Source organism: Streptococcus macedonicus ACA-DC 198, assembly GCA_000283635.1.
GTDB classification, from domain to species: Bacteria; Bacillota; Bacilli; order Lactobacillales; family Streptococcaceae; genus Streptococcus; species Streptococcus macedonicus.
Window position 1 is genome coordinate 42,835 of record HE613569.1, and the last position, 23,177, is coordinate 66,011.

The 23,177-nt window shown below is 38.3% G+C and carries 36 protein-coding genes; 33 read left to right on the forward strand and 3 right to left on the reverse strand.

Annotation, left to right across the window (positions count from 1 at the left end; translation table 11 throughout):
- Positions 1 to 11: 11 nt before the first annotated feature.
- Genes SMA_RS12340 through SMA_RS11735 form a run of 3 tightly spaced genes read right to left on the reverse strand, consistent with a single transcriptional unit; the run spans position 12 to position 1,172 of the window.
- A complete protein-coding gene (locus tag SMA_RS12340) occupies positions 12 to 374 on the reverse strand; it encodes a transposase (RefSeq protein WP_081498559.1) in 363 nt (120 codons plus the stop codon).
- 41 nt (positions 375 to 415) lie between these two features.
- Positions 416 to 874, reverse strand: a complete 459-nt coding sequence (locus SMA_RS10695; RefSeq protein WP_257235519.1) for an IS110 family transposase — start codon at positions 872 to 874, stop codon at positions 416 to 418.
- Positions 875 to 881: 7 nt separating this feature from the next.
- A complete protein-coding gene (locus SMA_RS11735; RefSeq protein WP_257235518.1) occupies positions 882 to 1,172 on the reverse strand; it encodes an IS110 family transposase in 291 nt (96 codons plus the stop codon).
- Positions 1,173 to 1,635: 463 nt separating this feature from the next.
- On the opposite strand from SMA_RS11735, the gene SMA_RS00285 reads away from it, so the two are divergent.
- From SMA_RS00285 to rpmD, 33 genes are all read left to right on the forward strand, one after another.
- Positions 1,636 to 2,067 (forward strand): low molecular weight protein-tyrosine-phosphatase, encoded by a 432-nt coding sequence (locus SMA_RS00285; protein WP_014293726.1) that lies wholly within the window; start codon positions 1,636 to 1,638, stop codon positions 2,065 to 2,067.
- Positions 2,068 to 2,086: 19 nt separating this feature from the next.
- The gene (locus SMA_RS00290; RefSeq protein WP_014293727.1) at positions 2,087 to 2,467 is read left to right on the forward strand and encodes an MORN repeat-containing protein; all 381 of its coding nucleotides are present in this window, start codon (positions 2,087 to 2,089) and stop codon (positions 2,465 to 2,467) included.
- Positions 2,464 to 4,257, forward strand: a complete 1,794-nt coding sequence (locus tag SMA_RS00295) for an acyltransferase family protein (protein WP_014293728.1) — start codon at positions 2,464 to 2,466, stop codon at positions 4,255 to 4,257. Before SMA_RS00290 ends, SMA_RS00295 begins: the two co-directional genes overlap by 4 nt.
- Positions 4,258 to 5,182: 925 nt before the next feature.
- Positions 5,183 to 6,667, forward strand: a complete 1,485-nt coding sequence (gene thrC, locus SMA_RS00300; protein WP_014293730.1) for a threonine synthase — start codon at positions 5,183 to 5,185, stop codon at positions 6,665 to 6,667.
- Between the two features lie 59 nt (positions 6,668 to 6,726).
- A complete protein-coding gene (locus SMA_RS00305; protein ID WP_014293731.1) occupies positions 6,727 to 8,019 on the forward strand; it encodes an MATE family efflux transporter in 1,293 nt (430 codons plus the stop codon).
- Between the two features lie 183 nt (positions 8,020 to 8,202).
- Entirely contained in the window at positions 8,203 to 10,233 is a 2,031-nt protein-coding gene (locus SMA_RS00310; protein ID WP_014293732.1) for an MMPL family transporter, read from the forward strand.
- Between the two features lie 217 nt (positions 10,234 to 10,450).
- Entirely contained in the window at positions 10,451 to 11,338 is an 888-nt protein-coding gene (locus SMA_RS00315) for a histidine kinase (protein ID WP_230937544.1), read from the forward strand.
- 83 nt (positions 11,339 to 11,421) lie between these two features.
- Complete coding sequence (locus SMA_RS00320; RefSeq protein WP_014293733.1) at positions 11,422 to 12,045, forward strand: response regulator transcription factor; 624 nt, start codon at positions 11,422 to 11,424, stop codon at positions 12,043 to 12,045.
- A 73-nt stretch (positions 12,046 to 12,118) separates the two neighbouring features.
- Positions 12,119 to 12,268: a LysR family transcriptional regulator gene (locus tag SMA_RS11740; RefSeq protein ID WP_223246211.1), complete on the forward strand. Its 150-nt coding sequence runs from the start codon at positions 12,119 to 12,121 to the stop codon at positions 12,266 to 12,268.
- Between the two features lie 126 nt (positions 12,269 to 12,394).
- On the forward strand, positions 12,395 to 12,529 hold the full coding sequence (locus SMA_RS11745; protein ID WP_257235391.1) for a type 2 periplasmic-binding domain-containing protein: 135 nt from the start codon (positions 12,395 to 12,397) through the stop codon (positions 12,527 to 12,529).
- Positions 12,530 to 12,544: 15 nt separating this feature from the next.
- On the forward strand, positions 12,545 to 12,673 hold the full coding sequence (locus SMA_RS11750; protein WP_257235392.1) for a hypothetical protein: 129 nt from the start codon (positions 12,545 to 12,547) through the stop codon (positions 12,671 to 12,673).
- Between the two features lie 12 nt (positions 12,674 to 12,685).
- Complete coding sequence (locus tag SMA_RS11755) at positions 12,686 to 13,012, forward strand: LysR family transcriptional regulator substrate-binding protein (protein WP_257235393.1); 327 nt, start codon at positions 12,686 to 12,688, stop codon at positions 13,010 to 13,012.
- Positions 13,013 to 13,133: 121 nt separating this feature from the next.
- Positions 13,134 to 13,340 carry a DUF2798 domain-containing protein gene (locus tag SMA_RS11760; protein WP_223246212.1) on the forward strand — a complete coding sequence of 69 codons (207 nt, stop codon included), beginning with the start codon at positions 13,134 to 13,136 and terminating at the stop codon, positions 13,338 to 13,340.
- Between the two features lie 581 nt (positions 13,341 to 13,921).
- The gene (rpsJ, locus tag SMA_RS00335; RefSeq protein WP_014293735.1) at positions 13,922 to 14,230 is read left to right on the forward strand and encodes a 30S ribosomal protein S10; all 309 of its coding nucleotides are present in this window, start codon (positions 13,922 to 13,924) and stop codon (positions 14,228 to 14,230) included.
- A 77-nt stretch (positions 14,231 to 14,307) separates the two neighbouring features.
- Complete coding sequence (gene rplC / locus SMA_RS00340) at positions 14,308 to 14,934, forward strand: 50S ribosomal protein L3 (RefSeq protein WP_006531320.1); 627 nt, start codon at positions 14,308 to 14,310, stop codon at positions 14,932 to 14,934.
- A gap of 23 nt (positions 14,935 to 14,957) precedes the next feature.
- Positions 14,958 to 15,581: a 50S ribosomal protein L4 gene (rplD, locus tag SMA_RS00345; RefSeq protein ID WP_006531321.1), complete on the forward strand. Its 624-nt coding sequence runs from the start codon at positions 14,958 to 14,960 to the stop codon at positions 15,579 to 15,581.
- Positions 15,581 to 15,877 carry a 50S ribosomal protein L23 gene (locus SMA_RS00350; protein WP_014293736.1) on the forward strand — a complete coding sequence of 99 codons (297 nt, stop codon included), beginning with the start codon at positions 15,581 to 15,583 and terminating at the stop codon, positions 15,875 to 15,877. Before rplD ends, SMA_RS00350 begins: the two co-directional genes overlap by 1 nt.
- Positions 15,878 to 15,894: 17 nt before the next feature.
- Complete coding sequence (gene rplB, locus SMA_RS00355) at positions 15,895 to 16,728, forward strand: 50S ribosomal protein L2 (protein ID WP_014293737.1); 834 nt, start codon at positions 15,895 to 15,897, stop codon at positions 16,726 to 16,728.
- 96 nt (positions 16,729 to 16,824) lie between these two features.
- Complete coding sequence (gene rpsS / locus SMA_RS00360) at positions 16,825 to 17,103, forward strand: 30S ribosomal protein S19 (RefSeq protein ID WP_000533765.1); 279 nt, start codon at positions 16,825 to 16,827, stop codon at positions 17,101 to 17,103.
- Between the two features lie 15 nt (positions 17,104 to 17,118).
- Positions 17,119 to 17,463 carry a 50S ribosomal protein L22 gene (rplV, locus tag SMA_RS00365; protein ID WP_003062848.1) on the forward strand — a complete coding sequence of 115 codons (345 nt, stop codon included), beginning with the start codon at positions 17,119 to 17,121 and terminating at the stop codon, positions 17,461 to 17,463.
- A 12-nt stretch (positions 17,464 to 17,475) separates the two neighbouring features.
- Complete coding sequence (rpsC, locus tag SMA_RS00370; protein WP_014293738.1) at positions 17,476 to 18,129, forward strand: 30S ribosomal protein S3; 654 nt, start codon at positions 17,476 to 17,478, stop codon at positions 18,127 to 18,129.
- Positions 18,130 to 18,132: 3 nt separating this feature from the next.
- Positions 18,133 to 18,546: a 50S ribosomal protein L16 gene (gene rplP, locus SMA_RS00375; protein ID WP_003062852.1), complete on the forward strand. Its 414-nt coding sequence runs from the start codon at positions 18,133 to 18,135 to the stop codon at positions 18,544 to 18,546.
- Between the two features lie 9 nt (positions 18,547 to 18,555).
- Complete coding sequence (rpmC, locus tag SMA_RS00380; RefSeq protein WP_014293739.1) at positions 18,556 to 18,762, forward strand: 50S ribosomal protein L29; 207 nt, start codon at positions 18,556 to 18,558, stop codon at positions 18,760 to 18,762.
- A 27-nt stretch (positions 18,763 to 18,789) separates the two neighbouring features.
- Positions 18,790 to 19,050, forward strand: coding sequence for a 30S ribosomal protein S17 (gene rpsQ, locus SMA_RS00385; protein ID WP_002885836.1), 261 nt, complete (start codon positions 18,790 to 18,792; stop codon positions 19,048 to 19,050).
- Positions 19,051 to 19,074: 24 nt separating this feature from the next.
- The gene (rplN, locus tag SMA_RS00390; protein WP_014293740.1) at positions 19,075 to 19,443 is read left to right on the forward strand and encodes a 50S ribosomal protein L14; all 369 of its coding nucleotides are present in this window, start codon (positions 19,075 to 19,077) and stop codon (positions 19,441 to 19,443) included.
- Positions 19,444 to 19,522: 79 nt separating this feature from the next.
- Positions 19,523 to 19,828, forward strand: a complete 306-nt coding sequence (gene rplX / locus SMA_RS00395; RefSeq protein WP_003062858.1) for a 50S ribosomal protein L24 — start codon at positions 19,523 to 19,525, stop codon at positions 19,826 to 19,828.
- Positions 19,829 to 19,856: 28 nt separating this feature from the next.
- Positions 19,857 to 20,399 (forward strand): 50S ribosomal protein L5, encoded by a 543-nt coding sequence (gene rplE, locus SMA_RS00400; RefSeq protein WP_003062861.1) that lies wholly within the window; start codon positions 19,857 to 19,859, stop codon positions 20,397 to 20,399.
- A gap of 17 nt (positions 20,400 to 20,416) precedes the next feature.
- Positions 20,417 to 20,602, forward strand: coding sequence for a type Z 30S ribosomal protein S14 (locus SMA_RS00405; protein WP_003062863.1), 186 nt, complete (start codon positions 20,417 to 20,419; stop codon positions 20,600 to 20,602).
- Between the two features lie 206 nt (positions 20,603 to 20,808).
- On the forward strand, positions 20,809 to 21,207 hold the full coding sequence (rpsH, locus tag SMA_RS00410) for a 30S ribosomal protein S8 (RefSeq protein WP_014293741.1): 399 nt from the start codon (positions 20,809 to 20,811) through the stop codon (positions 21,205 to 21,207).
- Positions 21,208 to 21,350: 143 nt separating this feature from the next.
- Entirely contained in the window at positions 21,351 to 21,887 is a 537-nt protein-coding gene (gene rplF / locus SMA_RS00415; protein WP_014293742.1) for a 50S ribosomal protein L6, read from the forward strand.
- Between the two features lie 103 nt (positions 21,888 to 21,990).
- On the forward strand, positions 21,991 to 22,347 hold the full coding sequence (gene rplR, locus SMA_RS00420) for a 50S ribosomal protein L18 (RefSeq protein WP_003001342.1): 357 nt from the start codon (positions 21,991 to 21,993) through the stop codon (positions 22,345 to 22,347).
- 18 nt (positions 22,348 to 22,365) lie between these two features.
- Complete coding sequence (gene rpsE / locus SMA_RS00425) at positions 22,366 to 22,860, forward strand: 30S ribosomal protein S5 (protein WP_014293743.1); 495 nt, start codon at positions 22,366 to 22,368, stop codon at positions 22,858 to 22,860.
- Between the two features lie 14 nt (positions 22,861 to 22,874).
- Complete coding sequence (gene rpmD, locus SMA_RS00430; protein WP_014293744.1) at positions 22,875 to 23,057, forward strand: 50S ribosomal protein L30; 183 nt, start codon at positions 22,875 to 22,877, stop codon at positions 23,055 to 23,057.
- Positions 23,058 to 23,177 lie beyond the last annotated feature (120 nt).

The following is a 23,177-nucleotide window of genomic DNA, read 5'->3' on the forward strand; positions in this document are numbered from 1 at the left end:
TTTTTTAGGTGTTAGAACTGTTGCCTCGGTTCTAACACCTTTTCATTTTGGTAAGATTGGTGAGTAGCGAGTAGTTTATAAATAATCCTGAGAATCTTATGTGCACATACAATTACCGCTTTCATCTTACTTCCTCTTTGGGAAATTCTATAGTAAGGTGATGAAAAAGTCGTATCTTTAGAGTGTGCCGCAATCAATCCCGACATTGTTAGAGCATGTTTGAGATAGCGATTTCCTTGAGTAATATGAGATGATTTTTTAATTCCTGCGCTTTCAGACGAACCCGGACCTAATCCAGCCCAAGATGCTAAATGTCCATCTGATTTTAATGCTTGAACATTAGGTCCAATTTCTGCAAAACAGTAGTTGCACAGTTTTCATTAATCCCGGAATACTCTGAAGTATTCTGTATTTTTCAGGGAAACTCCTTTTTAATATAATCCTTGATTTCACTCTCTAATGTTTCAATTAGATTTTGATACATTTGATATTCTTCTAAACTTTGGCTAATAAGAAAACGGTCTTCTAGTGATAACTTTCCATTCATAGCTTCCCCTAACTCTTCTGGACTAGCTTTTATACGTCTATGAATACAAGAAGCTACACTTTCAGAATCCATAGCTTCTCCATTGATGAAAAGAGTTAAAAGAGATTGTCCTGTTTTAGAGAAAACATCTGAAAGATGGCTCGTTAATTTAATATTAGCATGTTGTAAATGATTATGAATTTCGTTTTTAACTTGGGTTTGGCGTTGTTTGTAAGACCGTAGTCGATGAGTTAATAAACGTAATTGCATTACTTTAGGACTCGGTATGTAAGAAGGTTCGATAAGTCCACATCTTCCAAGTTGTGCAATCCATTCCGCATCTTTCATATCAGTTTTATGTCCAGGAACATTTTTGGTGTGTTGGGGATTGGCGAGTATAAGTACTAAATCTGAAAAAAATATTGAAAAGTGGCAACCAATATTGACCGGTACTTTCAAAAAAGACGTGAGTTACATGATTTTCTTTTAACCAAGCTAAAGCCTTTTGAAGTGCCACAGTTGTTGTTCCGAATTTCTTTTGAATCTTCTTAGGCTTGTTAGTGTCTAGTGGACCATCTAAGATACAGCAGACAATAGACTTTTGATGAACATCAATACCACAGCATGTTTCAATCATAACTTCCATAATAAAAACCTCCGATTCTATCATTGAACAATAGAACAAGAGGTTGTTAGTAATTTTATTTTCACGTTCAAGACGTATTCGAGTTATCTCACGACCCTTTTTCATCCAGTTTTTTGTACAGGCTAGGCAAAGCCCTATTAAACACCACGGATTTGTATCGTTCACCTTAATTATAGTCGGTGATTCTTTTTCTGTCATGAGTTAGCAGGTGAAACCTGCTTAGAGCTTTTTGTGGAACAATTTTAGAGATAAAAAAGAAAGAACCCCGCTAGCGGAGCCCTTTCAGGAGATTATGAAAAAGAAAAGTTTTAGGATTGTTTATATTGTAAATCGGGTGCCTTAATTTTTTCTTAAAAATAAAAATAGAAGTTAGAGTATTTGTCGTGTGATAAGGCTCTGTTTTTTGTTATAATGATAAAAGAAGTTTTTAATAAATGAGTTATTGACTACGTAGGGAGAGAAAATGAAAAAAGTATGTTTTGTTTGTCTAGGAAATATTTGTCGTAGTCCAATGGCTGAATTTGTGATGAAAGATTTGGCTGGTGCTGAAGACTGGCTGATTGAAAGCCGTGCAACTTCTGGCTGGGAACATGGTAATCCCATCCATCATGGAACGCAAAGTATTTTTAAAAAACATAACATTAGTTACGACAAACACAAGTCATCTCAACAGATTTCGCGCAAAGATTTTTATGATTTTGATGTTATTATTGGCATGGATGCGGAAAATGTTGCGGATTTGAAACATATGTCACAAGGAAAGTATGATGACAAAATCTTTCTTTTTGTAAAAGGTGGTGTACCAGATCCTTGGTTTACAGGTGATTTTGATGCGACCTATGATTTGGTTAAGCGTGGTTGTGAACAATGGCTAACGTGGCTAAAAAATTCTTAAAAATAGAAGTTGAGCAAAAATGAAAAAAATAAAAATAACCAGAGAGCGCATAGAGTTCTTAACGGTTTTGATCCTTATCATCTGTGGTTTATCCGTTTTTACGCTATCAATGAAATCTAAAACAACGTTAACCTATGACAATGGTAAAATAACCTACACAGGTTATGTTGTTAATCACCGTATGAATGGTCAGGGAAAATTGACTTATGAAAATGGTGATACCTATGAAGGTAATTTTGTAGATGGTGTTTTTGAAGGTCAAGGAACTTTTACCTCAAATTCTGGTTGGACATATCAAGGAGAATTTAAAAATGGTCAGCCAGACGGTCAAGGAACTTTGACAGCGCAAAATGGAGAGGTATATGCAGGAATCTTTAAACAGGGGATTTTTCAAAAATGAGAATAAAATGGTTTTCAATGGTTAGGGTGACGGGGCTCTTGCTCGTTTTACTCTATCATTTCTTTAAAACAGCTTTTCCAGGCGGTTTTATTGGTGTTGATATTTTCTTTACATTTTCAGGATATTTGATTACGGCTTTACTGATTGATGAATATTCGAAAAACAAGAAAATTGATCTTTTAGGATTTTACAAGAGGCGTTTTTATCGTATCGTGCCTCCGTTGGTGTTGATGATTCTTATTGTTATGCCGTTTACTTACTTGGTACGTAAAGACTACGTGGCAAGCATTGGTAGTCAAATTGCGGCAGCAGTAGGATTTACAACAAATTTTTATGAAATTATCACAGGTGGTAACTACGAAACGCAATTTATCCCACATCTCTTTGTTCATACATGGAGTTTGGCAATTGAGATGCATTTTTATTTGATTTGGGGACTTTTGGTGTGGTTTTTGAGTAAACACCATGATAACGTAGCAAAATTCCGTAGTTTGATTTTTACAATTTCTGCAGCATTTTTTGCTGGAAGTTTCCTATCAATGTTTATCCGAGCATTTTTTGTTGACAACGTTTCGACAATTTACTTTTCATCTCTGTCTCATAGTTTTCCGTTTTTCTTAGGAGCCATGGTGGCAACGATGACAGGAATTCGAGAAACAACGGCTCGTTTCAAAAAGAATGTTCGTCTATGGTCAACAAAACGCAGTATTTTGACAATGGTGCTAAGCTTTGCTTTGTTGCTACTGTTGACATTTGCTTTGAAATTTGACCAACGAATCACGTATTTGTTTGGCTTTGTATTAGCAAGTTTATTTTCAACGATGATGATTTATGCGGCGCGTGTGCTAAATGACCAAACCCCTAATGCCAAAGAGCCCGCTATTATCAATTATTTGGCAGATGTTAGTTATGGTGTTTATCTTTTCCATTGGCCATTTTACATTATCTTCACGCAACTAATGTCAAATGGTTTAGCGGTATTGGTAACGGTTATCTTTTCATTGATATTTTCAACGCTGTCTTTTTATGTATTGGAGCCATTTCTTGCTGGCAAGTCTGTCAAATTGCTTGGCTTGAATTTAGATTTACATCCTTATCAAAAATGGCTTTATGGTGGAGGAACTTTGCTTGGTTTGGTGACAATTGTGACCATTATCATTTCTCCAGCTGTTGGCGATTTTGAGACAAGTCTTTTGGTGAATTCGCTCCAGCAAGCACAGACTAATTTGAATCGGACACATACTGTAACTGCTGGGGATGCAACGGCTTTAAGTGATGTTACTGTCATTGGAGATTCCGTAGCTCTTCGCTCAAGTGCTTCATTTTCAAGCTTACTTCCAGATGCTCAAGTTGACGCTGCGGTTAGCCGAAATTTTGATGATGCTTTTGAGATTTTCCAAAATGAAATTTCAAGCGGAACATTATCGCAAACAACAGTTCTTGCGGTGGGGGTTAATTCGCTAGATAATTACCAAGAAGATTTGCAGCAGTTTATTGATGCTCTGCCAGATGGCTATCGTTTGATTATTGTGACACCCTACAATGCTAATAATAAAGCTCAAGTCAAAGAAGTTCGTGATTATGAGCTAACTTTGGCTGATACTTATAATTATGTTACGGTGGCAGATTGGTATAAAGCAGCAACTAAACACCCAGAAATCTGGAGTGGTACTGATGGCGTGCATTACAGTGATAGTGATACGACTGGTGCAGACCTTTATGTTAAAGCGATTCAAAAAGCAATTGAAAAATCCGCTAAAAATCCAGCTAAAGGAGAGTCGGATTCTTAGTTTATTTCAGAAACCAACTTCGGTTGGTTTTTTCTTGTTCAAAACGCCAATTTTCTATCATTTTATGTAAGAAATAATAACATCAAAAAAGTTTTAAAAACCCCTTTACAGTATAGGTTTGAAGCGTTATAATACAGGTGCATAAAACGTGAGAAGAAAGGAGAAAGAAGAAGGTGGCTGATTTATTCTACGACGTCTTGGCAAGCGTCTGGATTTCTATTGCTGGTGTTGATTCACGTTGGAGAAAATAAGAAATTAGGGAAGCTGAGACCAAATTCTCAGCTTCTTTGTTTACATAGTTATTATTTACAAGACGCAGTAGTTTGGTCTTCAACAATCTGGGGATAGATTGTTGCGCTGTCAAAAAATATTAAAACAGCGATTACCAACTTTAGTCAACTTAGAGTTTCCCATGCACAATTGATTGGGCACTTTTTGACGCTTGCTTTGCAAGCTAGATTTCCAACCTGAAGCAATTCTCAATTGCTTGAGCAATCAATCACTGCTGATTGGGTTCTAATACGCTGATAAGACAGCTTTTACAACCCTTTTGACATCAAGCTACGCTTGATTTCGTTTCCAACCTCAAAAGGTTCCCCAAACCTTTTTGACGTCAAGCTTCACTTGACTCTATTTCTCACCTCGAAAGATTTCCCAAATCTTTCGAGCCTTGCGGGGGGTGAAAGTAAAACGGTCTTGGAATAGACCGTTTTAGGTCAGCAACTAGAAACTAAGACTTGCTGAGAAATCGAATTTCTCCGAAATTACCGATTCGTTTTTTAATTTCTAGGCTCATGAATAAAGTCTCCACTGGAGACTTTATTTGCCCCACTCCCTTTTTTCGATAATTGTCATAAACTTGTATAAACTTTCTGATAATTATGGTAAAATAGACAAAAGACTATCTATATATGAGGAATTTGTGATGACGTTAATTTACCAATCAACTCGTGATGAAAATAACAAAGTAACTGCTAGTCAAGCTATCTTACAAGGATTGGCAACTGACGGTGGTTTATTTACCCCTGTATCACTTCCAGAAGTGGCATTGGATTTTGAAACTTTAAAAGATGCTTCTTACCAAGAAGTGGCTAAGCTTGTATTGTCTGCATTTTTAGACGATTTCACAGAAGAAGAGTTGGCTTACTGTATTGATTCTGCTTACGATGCTAAATTTGATACACCAGAAATCGCACCGCTGGTTAAATTAGGTGACCAATATAACCTTGAACTTTTCCATGGGTCAACTATTGCGTTTAAAGACATGGCATTGTCAATCTTGCCATACCTTTTGACAACATCAGCTAAAAAACAAGGCGTTGATAACAAAATTGTGATTTTGACAGCGACATCAGGTGATACTGGTAAAGCTGCAATGGCTGGTTTTGCAGATGTCCCAGGAACAGAAATCATTGTTTTCTATCCAAAAGACGGTGTCAGCAAAATTCAAGAGCTTCAGATGACAACACAAACTGGTAATAACACACACGTTGTAGCCATTACTGGTAACTTTGATGATGCGCAAACAGATGTAAAACGTATGTTTAACGACGTTGATTTGCGTGAAAAATTGCTTGCGCACAAGACACAATTTTCATCAGCGAACTCAATGAATGTTGGGCGTTTGGTACCACAGGTTGTTTATTATGTTTATGCTTATGCACAACTTGTTAAAACTGGTCATATTAAAGCAGGCGACAAAGTAAACTTTACAGTTCCAACAGGAAATTTTGGAAACATTCTAGCAGCTTACTACGCAAGTCAAATCGGTGTCCCAGTTGGTAAATTAATCTGTGCTTCAAATGAAAACAAAGTTTTAACAGACTTCTTCACAACAGGGACTTATGATAAAAAACGTGAGTTTAAAATTACAACAAGTCCTTCAATGGATATCTTGGTATCATCTAACTTAGAACGTTTGATTTTCCATTTGTTGGGAAATGATGCTGCTAAGACGAAAGCATTGATGGAACAATTGGTTTCAGGGGGTGAATACACACTTCCTGATGTTGACCAATCGATTCTTGATTTATTTGAAGCAGGCTATGCAACAGAAGTTGAAACGTCTGCTGAAATTAAACGTGTCTATGAAGCATCTGATTACATTGAGGACCCACATACGGCAGTTGCATCAGCTGTTTATCAAAAATACGCAGAGCGTACAGGTGATAAAACACCAACTGTGATTGCTTCAACAGCAAGTCCATATAAATTCCCACGTGTGGCAGTTGAAGCTGTTAGTGGACAAGCACCAGCAGATGATTTTGTTGCTGTTAAGGAACTTGAAAAATCATCAGGTGTTGCCATTCCAAAAGCTGTCAATGAACTTGAAACAGCTGAGGTTCGTCACAAAACGGTTGTGGCAACAGGTGATATGCAAAAAGCAGTTGAAAATTATTTAGGACTTTAAATTTATAAGAGTAGAAGCTGAGGCTGGTTCTCAGCTTTTCTTTCTGTTACGATAAGGGTATGAAACAAACAAAGAAAATTATTTACTTGGCTTTTCCTGCTATGATGGAAAATTTGCTGCAGATGCTGATGGGAGTGGTTGACAACTACCTTGTTGCTCAGGTTGGGTTGATTGCCGTTTCAGGTGTCTCTGTTGCTAATAATATTATTACAATTTATCAAGCTATTTTTATTGCTCTCGGAGCTGCGGTTTCAAGTCTGGTAGCTAAAAGTCGTGGTGAAAAAAATAATGAAAAGACGGTGCAATATCAGTCTGAGGCGATTTTGGTAACACTAGGTCTCAGTTTAGTTCTAGGGCTTTTTTCCTTGCTTTTTGGAAAAACAATTCTTCATTGGCTAGGAACAGAAACAACAGTCACACAAGCAGGTGGTCTGTATTTGGCGATTGTTGGTGGTTTGATTGTTAGTCTTGGTTTGATGACAACGCTGAGCGCGTTTTTGCGTGCTTTAGGCAAACCACAGTTACCAATGTATGTTAGTCTATTGAGCAATGTTTTAAATGCGATTTTTTCTGCGGTATCTGTTTTTGTTTTTCGCTGGGGTATTGCTGGTGTTGCTTGCTCAACGGTCTTGTCACGTCTTATCGGTACGTTGTTGTTAGCAAGTCAATTGCCGATGGGCAATATTTTAAAAACGATAAAATGGCATTTGAATAGTGATTTGTTGAAAATAGCCTTGCCTGCGACTGGTGAACGTCTAATGATGCGTGCTGGTGATGTGGTTATCGTTGCGATTATTGTCAAATTTGGTACGGAAGTCGTTGCAGGAAATGCCATTGGGGAAACCTTGACGCAGTTTAATTATATGCCAGGAATGGGTGTTGCGACAGCAACTGTTATTCTTATTGCACATAGTCTTGGACAAAAAAATACCAAGGATATTAAACAGCTGGTACGTGATTCGTATTTGATTTCGACGATTGTGATGCTTTGTGTCGGTGCTTTGGTTTACGTATTTGGTAGACATTTGACTTATCTTTTCACGACCAATCAAACAGCGCTAACAGCTAGCCTTGTTGTGTTGTTTTATTCTTTTGTTGGCGGTCCAGCGACAGCAGGAACACTTATTTACACAGCAGCGTGGCAAGGCTTGGGCAATGCAAAACTTCCATTTTACGCCACAACATTTGGAATGTGGGTCATTCGAATTATTTCAGGGTACGTGTTGGGAGTTAGCCTAAACCTTGGTTTGACAGGTGTTTGGCTGGCAACATTGGCGGATAATATTTTCCGTTGGCTTTTCCTATATTCTCTTTACAAGAAATATATGAAGCAATTGACAATGATGATTTGAAAAATCAGGTTTTCCTGATTTTTTTGTTATTTTTTCCCAAAAGGGAAGTGAAAATTATCCCTAAAGTCTATTATCTTCTAAGTAAGGATTTGTTAAGATGAGCTTATTAGAAAAGGAGACTGTCTATGGGAAAATTACTACATAAATTAAGTTATTGGATTTTTAGGCATGCCCAACTGACAATTGCTTTGGTTATGCTGTTATTGGGAGGAATCTCTTGGTGGAATTGCTGGGTTAACAGGCGTGCATTTTTCATCAACAGGGCTTGATATGAAAGGGACAGAATCGCAAACACCCCTCAATATTGTTGAAAAAGATTTTGCTGGTCTTGCTTCAAAAGGTGCGAGTGAGAAAGTCGTCTTTAAAGCAACTTCGGGTTCGTTAACAGATGAGACGGCACAGCAAGCTATGGCGGATTTTGTTAAAGAAGAAATGGCTGATGATGCTGTTGAGATGGTTATTCTACCAGAGCAACAACAAAATTTGACTAAGAATAATACTATCGGATATGCAACAGTTACTTTCAAAAAAGCAAAAGAAGATGTTAAGCAGTCATCGATTAATCATTTGGTCAAGGCGACTAAAATTACCAAAGATGCAGGAATTGAAACGGAACTAACAGGCGATTTGACAATTAGTGAAATGGATACTGGTGAAAAATCAGAAATCTATGGTCTTTTAGCGGCTATTATCATTCTAGCCATTACTTTTGCATCGGTTATCATGGCAGGAATGCCGATTCTTTCTGCACTTATTTGTTTGGGAATCAGTGTGCTTGGTGTGGTTATTTTGTCAAATTGGATTGAGTTCACAACATCTGATTTATCGCTTAGTGGTATGATTGGCTTAGCTGTGGGAATTGATTATGCTTTCTTTATTATTTCGCGTTACAGACAAGAAATTAAAAAAGGACATAGTCGTGAAGAGTCGTTGGCTAAGTCAATGACGACAGCAGGGAAAGCCGTTATTTTTGCAGGTACGACTGTTATAGTTGCTTTACTTGCTATGTCAACACTTGGTATTAGCTTCTTATCTGTAATGGGATTTGCTGGTGCTTTGTCTGTTCTTGGAGCAATGTTGACAGCTTCGACTATTATTCCAGCGGTGATTGTTCTTTTGGGAAAAATTGCAACAGGAGAAAAGCAAAATCGTGTATTAGCTCGTTTTGGACGATTGAAACGTGACTATGGTTGGGGAAAATTTGTTAACAAATTTAAATTGTTGTTATCAGGAATGGTGCTACTTGGCTTAATTGTCGTTGCATTACCAGCGCGTAATATGAATCTCGGGTTACCAACGGATGCTGACAAGAGCACCAAAACAATGGAACGCCGTGCTTATGATATTATGACAGAAGGTTATGGTGCAGGGCATGCGGCAACCTTGGTTGTTTTAGTTAAAACTGGTGACAGTGAAACAGCGCAGGATGTAGCCACAGAATTGCAAAATACAGCTAACGTAGAACGCGTGATCCCACCAATGATTGGTAATGGTAAATCTGGACAATATTACATGATTACGTTGATTCCGAAAATAGACGGAAATGCAGTAGCTACTAAGAATTTAGTAAAAGCTATCCGTGCGAAATCAAATAAAAATGGCAACCCAACGTTGTTGGTTACAGGTTCAACAGCTATTAATATTGATATGTCAGGTGCTTTGCTGGTAGCTCTTCCAAAATTTGCTTTAAATATCGTAGCATTTGCCTTTGTTCTTTCATTGCTTATCTTCCGTTCGTTGTTGATTCCATTTGTTGCGGTAAGTGGTTTTGTTCTTTCATTACTTGCGACTTTGGGTGCCTTGGTCTTTATTGTCCAAGAAGGACATTTTGATGATCTGATTGGACTTGCTGGTCTGAGTGCTATTTTGAATTTCTTACCAGTTTTAGCTATCGGAATTATGTTTGGTTTGGCAATGGATTACGAGGTTTTTCTTATCAGTCGGATGAAAGAAGTATATGATGAAACAGGAGACACTCAAAAAGCCTTGCTTGAGGGAATGAAAGACAATGGGAAAGCTATCTTTGCAGCTATTTTGATTATGGCATCAGTCTTTATGTTTATGGGCTTTTTCTTTGCAGCAGACAGTACAGTTAAATCAATGGGCTTAGCGTTGACGTTGGGAATCTTTTTTGATACCCTCATTGTTCGAATGATTTTGGTTCCAGCAATGCTTGCCGTCTTTGGTAAAGCCAATTGGTATCTGCCTAAATAGTTGGATAAATTTTTCCCAAATGTTAAAATTGAACAGAGAGATTGAGCTGAGATAATCTCAGCTTTTTTAGGTAATAGGTATGAAAACAAATAAAATAGAAGAAAGTGGCAAATATCAATTTTTAAAATCAGGTAAATGGCTTTTGATAGGTTGACTAGTTTTCCTTTATCTTTTTGTCCAATATTTAAATTATGGCTACTTTTTTCAAACAGATGTTATGTCAAATGCAGCCCTAGTTAGTGAAGTACTATTGCTTTATTTTTCTAATCGTTTGGTGTCAACGAAATATTTGTATCTCGGATTAGCTGTGCAAGTCTTGCTGATTTTTTGGTTGGCATTTTTATTTGACAATCTATCTAGTCTTGCTTTACTGGTTGGATTCATGCCTATTTGCATTGTTGAAGAAATTACCTACCAGTATCCTAAACGTTATTTTGTAATGACAGCTTTGTACGGTCTCTGTGTTCTTGGCTTTGGCTTATTGCAAGATGGTTTAGATTTTTTCAATTTTATCTTGTTAGCTGAAGCTGTGGCTATGATTGCACTACTTTCCATTTATTATTATCAAATGATTTATCGTCAAGCTTTTCAAGCGCAATATCTTCAGGAAGTTAATGAGGAACTCAATCAAGCTTATGCACAAGTAGAGGAAGTGACAACTAAGGCAGTCAAACAAACGCTGGCGCGTGATTTACACGATAGCTTGACTCAAGATTTGATTGGCTTTAATATGCACCTATCGGCAATGGAAGTTCTCCTAGACAATGAAGATTATCAAAAATTGGCACAAACTTTGGAAAAAACACAACATTTCACCAAAGAATCCATTAGTGAGGCACGTCAAACGATTGCTGATTATCGTCAAGAAAAAAGAGAAAATCTAACGTTGCAGTTGCGAGAAGAATTACAAAAACGGTTGACCAATTTGCAAGAAAATTATCATCTCAATACTCAACTGGCTATGCCTGATGAGATTGACCAAGCAAAAGTTGACGTCAAGAAAGAGGTAAAAATGTTGCAAATTCACGTTATCAATTTTGGTAAGCTTATGCGGTTGCTAGCACAAAATAATCAACATTTTGGCTTACTTGACATGAAAGAATGAGCAGCGCAGTATAACGGTCAAGCGAACATTAACAGTAGCAAAAGTACAGGAACGGTTGTAACGATTGAATTGGAGGTAATCTAGTGAAGCACATTACGATTGTAGATGATCATCCGATTGTCAGAGAAGGTTTGGCTAATATTATTGAAATAGCAGATGATTTGACAGTGGTTGCCACAGCTTCAAATGGTCAGGAGGCTTTGGAAAAATTAGCTGCGCTTACTAGGCAACCAGACCTTATCTTAGTTGATTTGCAAATGCCAGAAATGAGTGGTAAAAAGTTACTAGAAAAGTTGCCAATGTTGTCGAATGTTCTTATCTTTTCTACGGAAATCGACGGTGAATTTGCTCAGCACTTTATTCAAAAAGGGGTACGAGGCTACCTATTAAAAGACGAAGACCCGACTGACATTGTTAATCATATTCAAAAGTTATTAGCAGATGATAGCTATATCGCCATAAGTTCAGAAGTTTTGACGGCTAGTTTTCAACATAGACAAAACGAAGAAAATGTACCAACGAATACAGAGCAGCAGAAGCAGTTGTTGCAAATGGTAGCTGAGGGATTGACCAATAAAGAAATTGCAGCTCAGCTATTTGTTACTGACCGCACGGTAAAAAACTATCTAACGGAACTTTATGAGATTTTTCAAGTCAATAATCGAGCTCATGCAATTGCTTACGCGATAAGACACAACCTAATTTGAAAAAATAATCATTAGAAAAGTTTTGTGATTTTTGTTATGCTAAAATAAAGAACTTACTTCAGGAAGTAACGCTATGGAACTGAATCATGTGAAAGAATTTATTGCCTTAACAAAGGCAGAAAATTATCTAGAAGCGGCGGAGAATTTATTCATTTCGCAATCTAGCTTGTCAAAACATATAAAATCTTTGGAAGTTGAACTTGGAACAACTCTATTTGACTGAACGACACGTCAAGTTAAACTCAATGAAGCAGGAAAAGTATTTCTCAAATACGCTCAACAGCTAATTGATGTCCAGCACCAATGTAATACGGCGCTTATTAATCTCAAGGAAGCTAAAGAGCAAAATTTGACAATCGGCTCAATTCCAATTATGGCTCCTTATGGCATCACAGATATGCTCATTGATTTTAAAAAGGCGAATGTAAAAATTAATCTGAGCATTATTGAAGGTGAGACTGAGCAACTTAAACAGAAACTTTGAAATGATGACTGTGATTTGATTTTTATTCGTCGATTGTCAGGTCAAAAAGAAGTTACAGAGGATTTGGATGATTTTGCAGTAATCAATTTCACGACGGATTATTTGGTTGCGGTGTTACCAAATGATCACCCCTTGGTTAACTAAGATCTGATTGACTTGTCGGAATTGAAAAATGAAGAATTTTTATTCTTACCTCCTCATTCTGTCATGCATGACATTTCACTTCAAGCTTGTCGTCAAGCTGGCTTTACGCCGTCAATTGCTTATACGGGAAAGCGTGCTGAAAATATTATCGACCTTGTTAGTAAAGGAATGGGCATTTCGTTATTAATGGCAAAACCTATTTCCTATATCAATACGCGAAATCTGGTGAAACTAGTGCCTGTTCTTGCGCATATCGAGACAGAAATTGTCATTTGTTATAAGAAAAGTGCCCTGTTATCAAAAGCAGCCAGTCGCTTTTTAGAATTTGTTCAACGATAAAGGAGTGGTTTTGCCCACTCCTTTATTGTTTAAAATTATTCATTTTAGGAATAGGTTACTCTAAAAACAGAATTGTTTCCGATTTTATTTTTAGGTAATATAAGTTATGAGGAGGGAAGAAATGAAAGTAAGTAAAACAAGAGAATTTGTCTTTTCTTTATCAATGGCATTTGCTATGAGTTTTTGCATGGAATATTACAATTTATCACTTAATAACGGCGGTGCCAATTATGGTTTAGTTTTGGACGTATTGAAAGAAGTGTGGTGGATTACAATCATCGTTTTCTCATTCAAGAATTCTTCGGTTGACCAATTGCAGTTTGCTTGATGTCAATGCTGGCAAATCCTGAAGAAATTCCTGCGTTCATGCGACCAACGATACGAAGAATTTGCACAGTCTGTGTGATGTGTCCAAGTATGGCGGTTGTTTCGTCTATTTTATTTAAGCATCCATGGGGAAAATTCATTCCAACGGTTTTAACTACGCTAACGTTTAATTTTCCAATAGCGTTTTCAATTCAAATCTTTTTATTGGGTCCTATCCTCAAAAAATTAATTCTCGAATCAGGAAATAAATAACATCTTTTTATTCCAAAGATAGTTTCTTCCTATTAGAATGCTTTTTGCTAATTATATATGTAAGAAATCAGGTGATTGCCTGATTTTTTTGTTAATACTAAAAATGTTAGTAGTACCTGAAAACATTTTCTTGGAAAAAAAGCTAAAAAACACGGTAAAAACCTTGCAAACTCTTGTCAAATCTGATAGTATATACTGGTGCTGTAAATACAGTAACTTTAGCTATGATACAAGAGGTTGCGATACGCTCGGTTGCATTGCCACGCAAAAGCGTGTTGGTTTTCTTGAGGAGCTAGCCTATTATCTTAAATAGACGAAAAGGAGAAAAAGATGGCAAACAAAAAAATCCGTATCCGTTTGAAAGCATACGAACATCGTACACTTGATACAGCGGCAGAAAAAATTGTTGAAACTGCAACACGTACAAGTGCAACAGTTGCTGGACCAGTTCCACTTCCAACTGAACGTAGCTTGTATACAGTTATTCGTGCGACTCACAAATACAAAGATTCACGCGAACAATTTGAAATGCGTACTCACAAACGCTTGATCGATATCATCAACCCAACTCAAAAAACAGTTGACGCTTTGATGAAATTGGATCTTCCAAGTGGTGTTAACGTAGAAATCAAACTCTAATAAGGATTTGATGATTGAGCACAAAAAACGCTCATTAAAAACTTTTTAAATAAATAAAGTAAAGGAAATATTCTCTCATGACAAAAGGAATCTTAGGGAAAAAAGTGGGAATGACTCAAATCTTCACTGAATCTGGTGAATTTATTCCTGTTACTGTCATCGAAGCAACTCCAAACGTTGTGCTTCAAGTAAAAACTGTTGAAACAGACGGTTACGAAGCAGTTCAAGTTGGTTTTGATGACAAACGTGAAGTATTGAGCAACAAACCTGCCAAAGGACATGTAGCAAAAGCTAACACAGCTCCTAAGCGCTTCATTCGTGAATTCAAAAACATTGAAGGCTTAGAAGTTGGTCAAGAAATCACAGTTGATACATTTGAAGCTGGAGATGTTGTTGATGTAACTGGTACATCTAAAGGTAAAGGTTTCCAAGGTGTTATCAAACGCCACGGTCAATCTCGTGGGCCAATGGCTCACGGTTCTCGTTATCATCGTCGTCCAGGTTCTATGGGACCTGTTGCGCCTAACCGTGTTTTCAAAAACAAACACTTGGCAGGACGTATGGGTGGTAACCGTGTGACAATCCAAAACCTTGAAGTTGTCCAAGTTATCCCAGAGAAAAACGTTATTCTTATCAAAGGTAACGTACCAGGTGCTAAGAAATCTCTTATCACTATCAAATCAGCAGTTAAGGCTGCTAAATAATAAGAAAGGAGAAAACAGTTAAAATGGCAAACGTAAAACTATTTGACCAAACTGGTAAAGAAGTTAGCTCAGTTGAGTTGAACGATGCTATCTTCGGTATCGAACCAAACGAATCAGTAGTATTTGATGTCGTTATCAGCCAACGCGCTAGCCTTCGCCAAGGTACTCATGCAGTTAAAAACCGCTCTGCAGTATCTGGTGGTGGTCGTAAACCATGGCGTCAAAAAGGAACTGGACGTGCTCGTCAAGGTTCTATCCGCTCACCACAATGGCGTGGTGGTGGTGTAGTCTTCGGACCAACTCCACGTTCATACGGATACAAACTTCCACAAAAAGTTCGTCGCCTTGCATTGAAATCAGTTTACTCAGCTAAAGTTGCTGAAGATAAATTTGTAGCTGTAGAAAGCCTTTCATTTGCAGCTCCAAAAACTGCTGAATTCGCAAACGTACTTTCAGCTCTTAACGTTGACTCAAAAGTACTTGTAATCCTTGAAGAAGGAAACGAATTTGCAGCTCTTTCTGCACGTAACCTTCCAAACGTTAAAGTTGCAACTGCAACAACTGCAAGTGTTCTTGATATCGTAAACAGCGACAAACTTCTTGTTACTAAAGAAGCAATCTCTACAATCGAGGAGGTTCTTGCATAATGAATTTGTACGACGTAATCAAAAAACCAGTAATCACTGAAAAATCAATGTACGGCCTCGAAGCAGGTAAATATACATTCGAAGTTGACTCTCGTGCGCACAAACTTTTGATCAAACAAGCTGTTGAAGCTGCTTTTGATGGAGTTAAAGTTGCAAACGTGAACACTGTAACAGTTAAACCAAAAGCAAAACGTGTTGGTCGTTACACTGGTTTCACTTCAAAAACTAAAAAAGCTATCATCACTCTTACAGCTGATTCTAAAGCAATCGAGTTGTTTGCAGCTGAAGCTGAATAATCTAAGGAGGAAATAACGTGGGTATTAAAGCTTATAAACCAACGACAAATGGTCGTCGTAATATGACTTCTTTGGATTTTGCTGAAATCACTACAAGCACTCCTGAGAAATCATTGCTTGTTTCACTTAAAAACAAAGCTGGTCGTAACAACAACGGTCGCATCACTGTACGTCACCAAGGTGGCGGTCACAAACGTCACTACCGTTTGATTGACTTCAAACGTAACAAAGATGGCGTTGAAGCAGTTGTAAAAACTATTGAGTATGATCCAAACCGTACAGCTAACATCGCTCTTGTACATTACACTGACGGTGTAAAAGCTTATATCCTTGCACCTAAAGGTCTTGAAGTTGGTCAACGTATCGTTTCAGGTCCAGATGCAGATATCAAAGTTGGTAACGCTCTTCCGCTTGCTAACATCCCTGTTGGTACAGTTATTCACAATATCGAACTTAAACCAGGTAAAGGTGCTGAATTGATTCGTGCTGCTGGTGCTTCTGCACAAGTTCTTGGTCAAGAAGGTAAATACGTGCTTGTTCGTCTTCAATCAGGCGAAGTTCGTATGATTCTTGGTACTTGCCGTGCTACAATCGGTACAGTTGGTAACGAACAACAATCACTTGTAAACCTTGGTAAAGCTGGTCGTAGCCGTTGGATGGGTATCCGTCCTACCGTTCGTGGTTCTGTAATGAACCCTAATGATCACCCACACGGTGGTGGTGAAGGTAAAGCACCAGTTGGACGTAAAGCGCCATCTACTCCTTGGGGTAAACCTGCGCTTGGTCTTAAAACTCGTAACAAAAAAGCTAAATCTGACAAACTTATTGTTCGTCGTCGTAACGATAAATAATTCAGTCGCTTAGTAAATAATTATCCGCCAGCTCGGTAGTGTGCATTTTGCACACAGGCCGCTGTGGTACTATATTTTAAAGGAGAAAACTACAAAATGGGACGTAGTCTTAAAAAAGGACCTTTCGTCGATGAGCATTTGATGAAAAAAGTTGAAGCTCAAGCAAATGACGAAAAGAAAAAAGTAATTAAAACTTGGTCACGTCGTTCAACGATTTTCCCAAGTTTCATCGGTTATACAATCGCGGTTTATGATGGACGTAAACACGTACCAGTTTACATCCAAGAAGACATGGTAGGTCACAAACTTGGTGAATTCGCACCAACTCGTACTTACAAAGGTCATGCAGCTGACGATAAGAAAACACGTCGTTAATAGGAGGAGGACACAATGGCAGAAATTACTTCAGCTAAAGCAATGGCTCGTACAGTCCGTGTTTCACCTCGTAAAACACGTCTTGTACTTGATCTTATCCGTGGTAAGAATGTTGCTGACGCAATCGCAATCTTGAAATTCACTCCAAACAAAGCAGCTCGCGTAGTTGAAAAAGTTCTTAACTCTGCTATCGCTAATGCAGAAAACAACTTTGGTTTGGAAAAAGCTAACTTGGTAGTATCTGAAACTTTCGCAAACGAAGGACCAACTATGAAACGTTTCCGTCCACGTGCTAAAGGTTCAGCTTCACCAATCAACAAACGCACAACTCACGTCACAGTAGTTGTGTCAGAAAAATAAGGAGGTAAAATCGTGGGTCAAAAAGTACATCCAATTGGTATGCGTGTCGGAATCATCCGTGATTGGGATGCGAAATGGTATGCTGAAAAAGAATACGCGGATTACCTTCATGAAGATCTTGCAATCCGCAAATTCATTCAAACAGAATTGGCAGACGCTTCAGTTTCACGTATTGAAATCGAACGTGCTGTAAATAAAGTAATTGTTTCACTTTACACTGCTAAACCAGGTATGGTTATCGGTAAAGGTGGAGCTAATGTTGACGCTCTTCGCGCTAAACTTAATAAATTGACTGGAAAACAAGTTCACATCAACATCGTTGAAATCAAACAACCTGATTTGGACGCACACCTTGTTGGTGAAAACATTGCACGTCAACTTGAACAACGTGTTGCTTTCCGTCGTGCTCAAAAACAAGCTATCCAACGTACAATGCGTGCAGGTGCTAAAGGTATTAAAACTCAAGTATCTGGTCGTTTGAACGGTGCAGATATCGCTCGTAGCGAAGGTTATTCAGAAGGAACTGTTCCACTTCACACACTTCGTGCAGATATCGACTACACTTGGGAAGAAGCTGACACTACTTACGGTAAACTTGGTGTTAAAGTTTGGATCTACCGTGGTGAAGTTCTTCCAGCTCGTAAAAACACTAAAGGAGGCAAATAACAAATGTTAGTACCTAAACGTGTTAAACACCGTCGCGAATTCCGTGGGAAAATGCGCGGTGAAGCTAAAGGTGGTAAAGAAGTCGCATTCGGTGAATACGGTCTTCAAGCTACTACTAGTCACTGGATCACAAACCGTCAAATCGAAGCTGCCCGTATCGCAATGACTCGTTACATGAAACGTGGTGGTAAAGTTTGGATTAAAATCTTCCCACATAAATCATACACTGCTAAAGCTATCGGTGTACGTATGGGTTCTGGTAAAGGGGCACCTGAAGGTTGGGTAGCACCCGTTAAACGTGGTAAAGTGATGTTTGAAATCGCTGGTGTATCTGAAGAAGTTGCACGTGAAGCACTTCGTCTTGCTAGCCACAAATTGCCAGTTAAGACTAAATTCGTGAAACGTGAAGCAGAATAAGGAGAAATCATGAAACTTCAAGAAATTAAAGATTTTGTTAAAGAGCTTCGTGGTCTTTCTCAAGAAGAACTTGCTAAGAAAGAAAACGAACTTAAGAAAGAACTTTTCGATCTTCGTTTCCAAGCTGCAGCAGGTCAACTTGATCAAACTGCTTGTTTGAACGAAGTTAAAAAACAAATTGCACGCGTAAAAACAGTGCAATCTGAAAAGAAATAATAGATTGGGAAAGGAGAAATTCTAATAATGGAACGTAATCAACGTAAAACCCTTGTTGGACGTGTAGTATCTGACAAAATGGATAAAACAATCACTGTTGTAGTTGAAACTAAGCGTAACCACCCAGTCTATGGTAAACGTATCAACTATTCTAAAAAATACAAAGCACATGATGAAAACAACGTTGCTAAAGAAGGCGATATCGTTCGTATCATGGAAACTCGTCCACTTTCAGCTACAAAACGCTTCCGTCTTGTAGAAGTAGTGGAAGAAGCTGTTATTATCTAATCAAACTAAAAGGAGAAATTTGAAATGATTCAACAAGAAACTCGCTTGAAAGTTGCTGATAATAGCGGTGCTCGTGAGATCTTGACTATCAAAGTTCTTGGTGGTTCAGGACGTAAATTCGCTAACATCGGTGACGTAATCGTTGCTTCTGTAAAACAAGCTACTCCTGGTGGAGCTGTTAAAAAAGGTGATGTCGTAAAAGCTGTTGTTGTTCGTACTAAATCTGGTGCACGCCGTCCAGACGGTTCATACATCAAATTTGATGACAACGCTGCAGTAATCATCCGTGATGACAAAACTCCTCGCGGAACGCGTATCTTCGGCCCTGTTTCACGTGAATTGCGTGAAGGTGGCTTCATGAAGATCGTATCACTTGCACCAGAAGTACTTTAATCAATAAAAAACACAAACTAAGTCCCCTGCATTTGCAGGGTGCCCATTAGGGCGTAAGAAATAATAGGAGAAAAACCAAATGTTTGTAAAAAAAGGCGACAAAGTTCGCGTTATTGCTGGTAAGGACAAAGGCGTTGAAGCTGTAGTTCTTAAAGCCCTTCCTAAAGTCAACAAAGTTGTTGTCGAAGGTGTTGCTATTGTTAAAAAACATCAAAAGCCAAACAACGAAAACCCTCAAGGTGCTATCGTAGAAAAAGAAGCCCCAATCCATGTGTCTAACGTACAAGTTCTTGACAAAAATGGTGTAGCAGGACGTGTTGGTTACAAAGTTGTAGACGGCAAAAAAGTTCGTTACAACAAAAAATCAGGCGAAGTGCTTGATTAATCACGAAGGAAAGGAGAAAGTATAAGTAATGGTAAATCGCTTAAAAGAAAAATACACTAACGAAGTCGTTCCTGCTTTGACTGAAAAATTCAACTACACTTCAGTTATGGCTGTCCCAAAAGTTGAGAAAATCGTTCTTAACATGGGTGTTGGTGATGCTGTAAATAATTCTAAAAACCTTGAAAAAGCTGCTGCTGAATTGGCACTTATTTCAGGTCAAAAACCATTGATTACTAAAGCTAAGAAATCAATCGCTGGCTTCCGTCTTCGTGAAGGTGTAGCGATCGGTGCAAAAGTTACCCTTCGTGGTGAACGTATGTACGAATTCTTAGATAAATTGGTTACTGTTTCACTTCCACGTGTACGTGACTTCCACGGTGTTCCAACAAAATCATTTGACGGACGTGGTAACTACACACTTGGTGTGAAAGAACAATTGATCTTCCCAGAAATCAACTTTGATGATGTTGATAAAGTACGTGGTCTTGATATTGTTATCGTAACTACAGCTAACACTGACGAAGAAGGTCGTGAATTGCTTAAAGGCCTTGGAATGCCTTTTGCAAAATAATTTAGGAGGTAAATCAATTGGCTAAAAAATCTATGATTGCTAAGAATCATCGCCCTGCGAAATTCTCTACGCAAGCTTACACTCGTTGCGAACGTTGTGGCCGTCCACATTCAGTGTACCGCAAATTCAAACTTTGCCGTGTTTGCTTCCGTGAGTTAGCTTACAAAGGACAAATCCCAGGCGTTACTAAAGCGTCTTGGTAAAATTATGATACTAAGCCCGTGGTGAATAAAGCAAAATTAGGAAATCGAAGATGTTTGCTTGCAAACGAGTCGATTTATCTATTTTGCACACTTCATAAGGCGAGTTCAAATTAGCTTTTCATCCAAAAAGCATACAACCAGCCTAATCGGGTGACATTAACTAGCAAGTGAAATATTCAAACTACTAGTAAGAGGAGAAATATATAATGGTTATGACTGACCCAATTGCAGACTTTTTGACACGCATTCGTAATGCTAACCAAGCAAAACACGAAGTGCTTGAAGTACCTGCATCAAATATCAAAAAAGGAATTGCTGAAATTCTTAAACGCGAAGGTTTCGTGAAAAACGTTGAAGTTATCGAAGATGACAAACAAGGTATCATCCGTGTATTCCTTAAATACGGACAAAACGGTGAACGTGTTATCACTAACTTGAAACGTATCTCTAAACCAGGTCTTCGTGTTTACGCAAAACGTGAAGATGTTCCTAAAGTTCTTAACGGACTTGGAATTGCAATCATCTCTACATCAGAAGGTCTTTTGACTGACAAAGAAGCTCGCCAAAAGAACGTTGGGGGAGAAGTTATTGCTTACATTTGGTAAGATAAAACTTCCTTTCAATTTTTATTGAAAAAGTTTCTTACTAAAAATAATGGACTATAGATACAGGTGTTCTGTATAATAGTCGCCCCGTGAAAACTCGTCGCATATGCGGCTTGACAATCTAACAGGAGAAAATAAAAACTATGTCACGTATTGGTAATAAAGTTATCAACTTGCCTGCTGGTGTAGAAGTTACTAACAATAATAACGTAGTAACTGTCAAAGGACCTAAAGGCGAACTCACTCGTGAGTTTAACAAAAACATTGAAATCAAAGTTGAAGGCACTGAAGTTTCACTTCACCGTCCAAACGACTCAAAAGAAATGAAAACAATCCACGGTACAGCTCGTGCTAACTTGAACAACATGATTGTTGGTGTTTCTGAAGGTTTCAAAAAAGAACTTGAAATGCGCGGGGTTGGTTACCGTGCTCAACTTCAAGGTTCAAAACTTGTACTTTCTGTAGGTAAATCTCACCAAGACGAAGTAGAAGCTCCAGAAGGTATTTCATTTGAAGTTCCATCTGCAACTTCTATCGTTGTTAACGGTATCAACAAAGAAGTTGTTGGTCAAACAGCAGCTTACATCCGTAGTCTTCGTGCTCCAGAACCTTACAAAGGTAAAGGTATCCGTTACGTTGGTGAATACGTACGTCGTAAAGAAGGTAAAACTGGTAAATAATAGATTGTGGGAATTGTTGCAAGACTTACTCTTGCAAAGCCTATGTTCTATCGTTTATAATGTGTCGTTTTGACATTAATCAATTAATTAAGAGGTGAAAATTGTGATTTCGAAACCAGATAAAAATAAAATCCGCCAAAAACGCCACCGTCGCGTTCGCGGTAAACTCTCTGGAACTGCTGATCGCCCACGTTTGAACGTTTTCCGTTCTAATACAGGCATCTACGCTCAAGTTATTGATGACGTAGCGGGTGTAACGCTTGCAAGTGCATCAACTCTTGATAAAGAAGTTTCTAAAGGAACTAAAACAGAACAAGCCGTTGTTGTCGGTAAACTTGTTGCTGAACGCGCAGTAGCTAAAGGTATTTCTGAAGTGGTGTTTGACCGCGGTGGATATCTCTATCACGGACGTGTTAAAGCTTTGGCTGACTCAGCTCGTGAAAACGGATTGAAATTCTAATAGGGAGGACACTTAATAATGGCATTTAAAGATAATGCAGTTGAACTTGAAGAACGCGTTGTTGCTATCAACCGTGTTACAAAAGTTGTTAAAGGTGGACGTCGTCTCCGCTTTGCTGCTCTTGTAGTTGTTGGTGATCGTAATGGTCGTGTAGGTTTTGGTACTGGTAAAGCTCAAGAAGTACCAGAAGCTATTCGTAAAGCTGTTGAAGACGCTAAGAAAAACTTAATCGAAGTACCTATGGTTGGTACAACAATTCCTCACGAAGTTCGTTCAGAATTCAGTGGAGCTAAAGTATTGTTGAAACCTGCTGTAGAAGGTGCTGGGGTTGCTGCTGGTGGTGCTGTACGTGCCGTCATCGAATTGGCAGGTGTTGCAGATGTTACATCTAAATCACTTGGTTCAAACACTCCAATCAACATCGTTCGTGCAACTGTTGAAGGTTTGAAACAGCTTAAACGTGCAGAAGACGTTGCTGCTCTTCGCGGTATTTCAGTTTCTGATTTAGCTTAAGAAAGGGGATAATAATGGCTCAAATTAAAATTACTTTGACTAAGTCTCCAATCGGACGCATTCCTGCACAACGCAAAACAGTTGCTGCTCTTGGACTTGGTAAATTGAATAGCTCAGTTATTAAAGAAGATACACCAGCTATTCGTGGAATGGTTACTGCAGTTTCACACTTGGTAACTGTTGAAAATGTTAAATAATTAACATAATAATTTTAGGTTTAAGTCGCGGAGAAATCTCTTGCGACTTAAACTAGATATAGTATAGGCGAGTTTCTATGGGGAGTCCTTTTCCCTCATAGAGGCGCTAGCATTTTACAA

Coding starts and splice junctions, on each gene's coding strand:
- SMA_RS10695 (WP_257235519.1), bottom strand. CDS start 874: ATGAAAGATGCGGAATGGATTGCACAACTTGGAAGATGTGGACTTATC.
- SMA_RS11735 (WP_257235518.1), bottom strand. CDS start 1,172: ATGGAAGTTATGATTGAAACATGCTGTGGTATTGATGTTCATCAAAAG.
- SMA_RS00285 (WP_014293726.1), top strand. CDS start 1,636: ATGAAAAAAGTATGTTTTGTTTGTCTAGGAAATATTTGTCGTAGTCCA.
- SMA_RS00290 (WP_014293727.1), top strand. CDS start 2,087: ATGAAAAAAATAAAAATAACCAGAGAGCGCATAGAGTTCTTAACGGTT.
- SMA_RS00295 (WP_014293728.1), top strand. CDS start 2,464: ATGAGAATAAAATGGTTTTCAATGGTTAGGGTGACGGGGCTCTTGCTC.
- thrC (WP_014293730.1), top strand. CDS start 5,183: ATGACGTTAATTTACCAATCAACTCGTGATGAAAATAACAAAGTAACT.
- SMA_RS00305 (WP_014293731.1), top strand. CDS start 6,727: ATGAAACAAACAAAGAAAATTATTTACTTGGCTTTTCCTGCTATGATG.
- SMA_RS00315 (WP_230937544.1), top strand. CDS start 10,451: ATGTCAAATGCAGCCCTAGTTAGTGAAGTACTATTGCTTTATTTTTCT.
- SMA_RS11740 (WP_223246211.1), top strand. CDS start 12,119: ATGGAACTGAATCATGTGAAAGAATTTATTGCCTTAACAAAGGCAGAA.
- SMA_RS11760 (WP_223246212.1), top strand. CDS start 13,134: ATGAAAGTAAGTAAAACAAGAGAATTTGTCTTTTCTTTATCAATGGCA.
- rpsJ (WP_014293735.1), top strand. CDS start 13,922: ATGGCAAACAAAAAAATCCGTATCCGTTTGAAAGCATACGAACATCGT.
- rplC (WP_006531320.1), top strand. CDS start 14,308: ATGACAAAAGGAATCTTAGGGAAAAAAGTGGGAATGACTCAAATCTTC.
- rplD (WP_006531321.1), top strand. CDS start 14,958: ATGGCAAACGTAAAACTATTTGACCAAACTGGTAAAGAAGTTAGCTCA.
- SMA_RS00350 (WP_014293736.1), top strand. CDS start 15,581: ATGAATTTGTACGACGTAATCAAAAAACCAGTAATCACTGAAAAATCA.
- rpsS (WP_000533765.1), top strand. CDS start 16,825: ATGGGACGTAGTCTTAAAAAAGGACCTTTCGTCGATGAGCATTTGATG.
- rplV (WP_003062848.1), top strand. CDS start 17,119: ATGGCAGAAATTACTTCAGCTAAAGCAATGGCTCGTACAGTCCGTGTT.
- rplP (WP_003062852.1), top strand. CDS start 18,133: ATGTTAGTACCTAAACGTGTTAAACACCGTCGCGAATTCCGTGGGAAA.
- rpmC (WP_014293739.1), top strand. CDS start 18,556: ATGAAACTTCAAGAAATTAAAGATTTTGTTAAAGAGCTTCGTGGTCTT.
- rpsQ (WP_002885836.1), top strand. CDS start 18,790: ATGGAACGTAATCAACGTAAAACCCTTGTTGGACGTGTAGTATCTGAC.
- rplN (WP_014293740.1), top strand. CDS start 19,075: ATGATTCAACAAGAAACTCGCTTGAAAGTTGCTGATAATAGCGGTGCT.
- rplX (WP_003062858.1), top strand. CDS start 19,523: ATGTTTGTAAAAAAAGGCGACAAAGTTCGCGTTATTGCTGGTAAGGAC.
- rplE (WP_003062861.1), top strand. CDS start 19,857: ATGGTAAATCGCTTAAAAGAAAAATACACTAACGAAGTCGTTCCTGCT.
- rpsH (WP_014293741.1), top strand. CDS start 20,809: ATGGTTATGACTGACCCAATTGCAGACTTTTTGACACGCATTCGTAAT.
- rplF (WP_014293742.1), top strand. CDS start 21,351: ATGTCACGTATTGGTAATAAAGTTATCAACTTGCCTGCTGGTGTAGAA.
- rpsE (WP_014293743.1), top strand. CDS start 22,366: ATGGCATTTAAAGATAATGCAGTTGAACTTGAAGAACGCGTTGTTGCT.
- rpmD (WP_014293744.1), top strand. CDS start 22,875: ATGGCTCAAATTAAAATTACTTTGACTAAGTCTCCAATCGGACGCATT.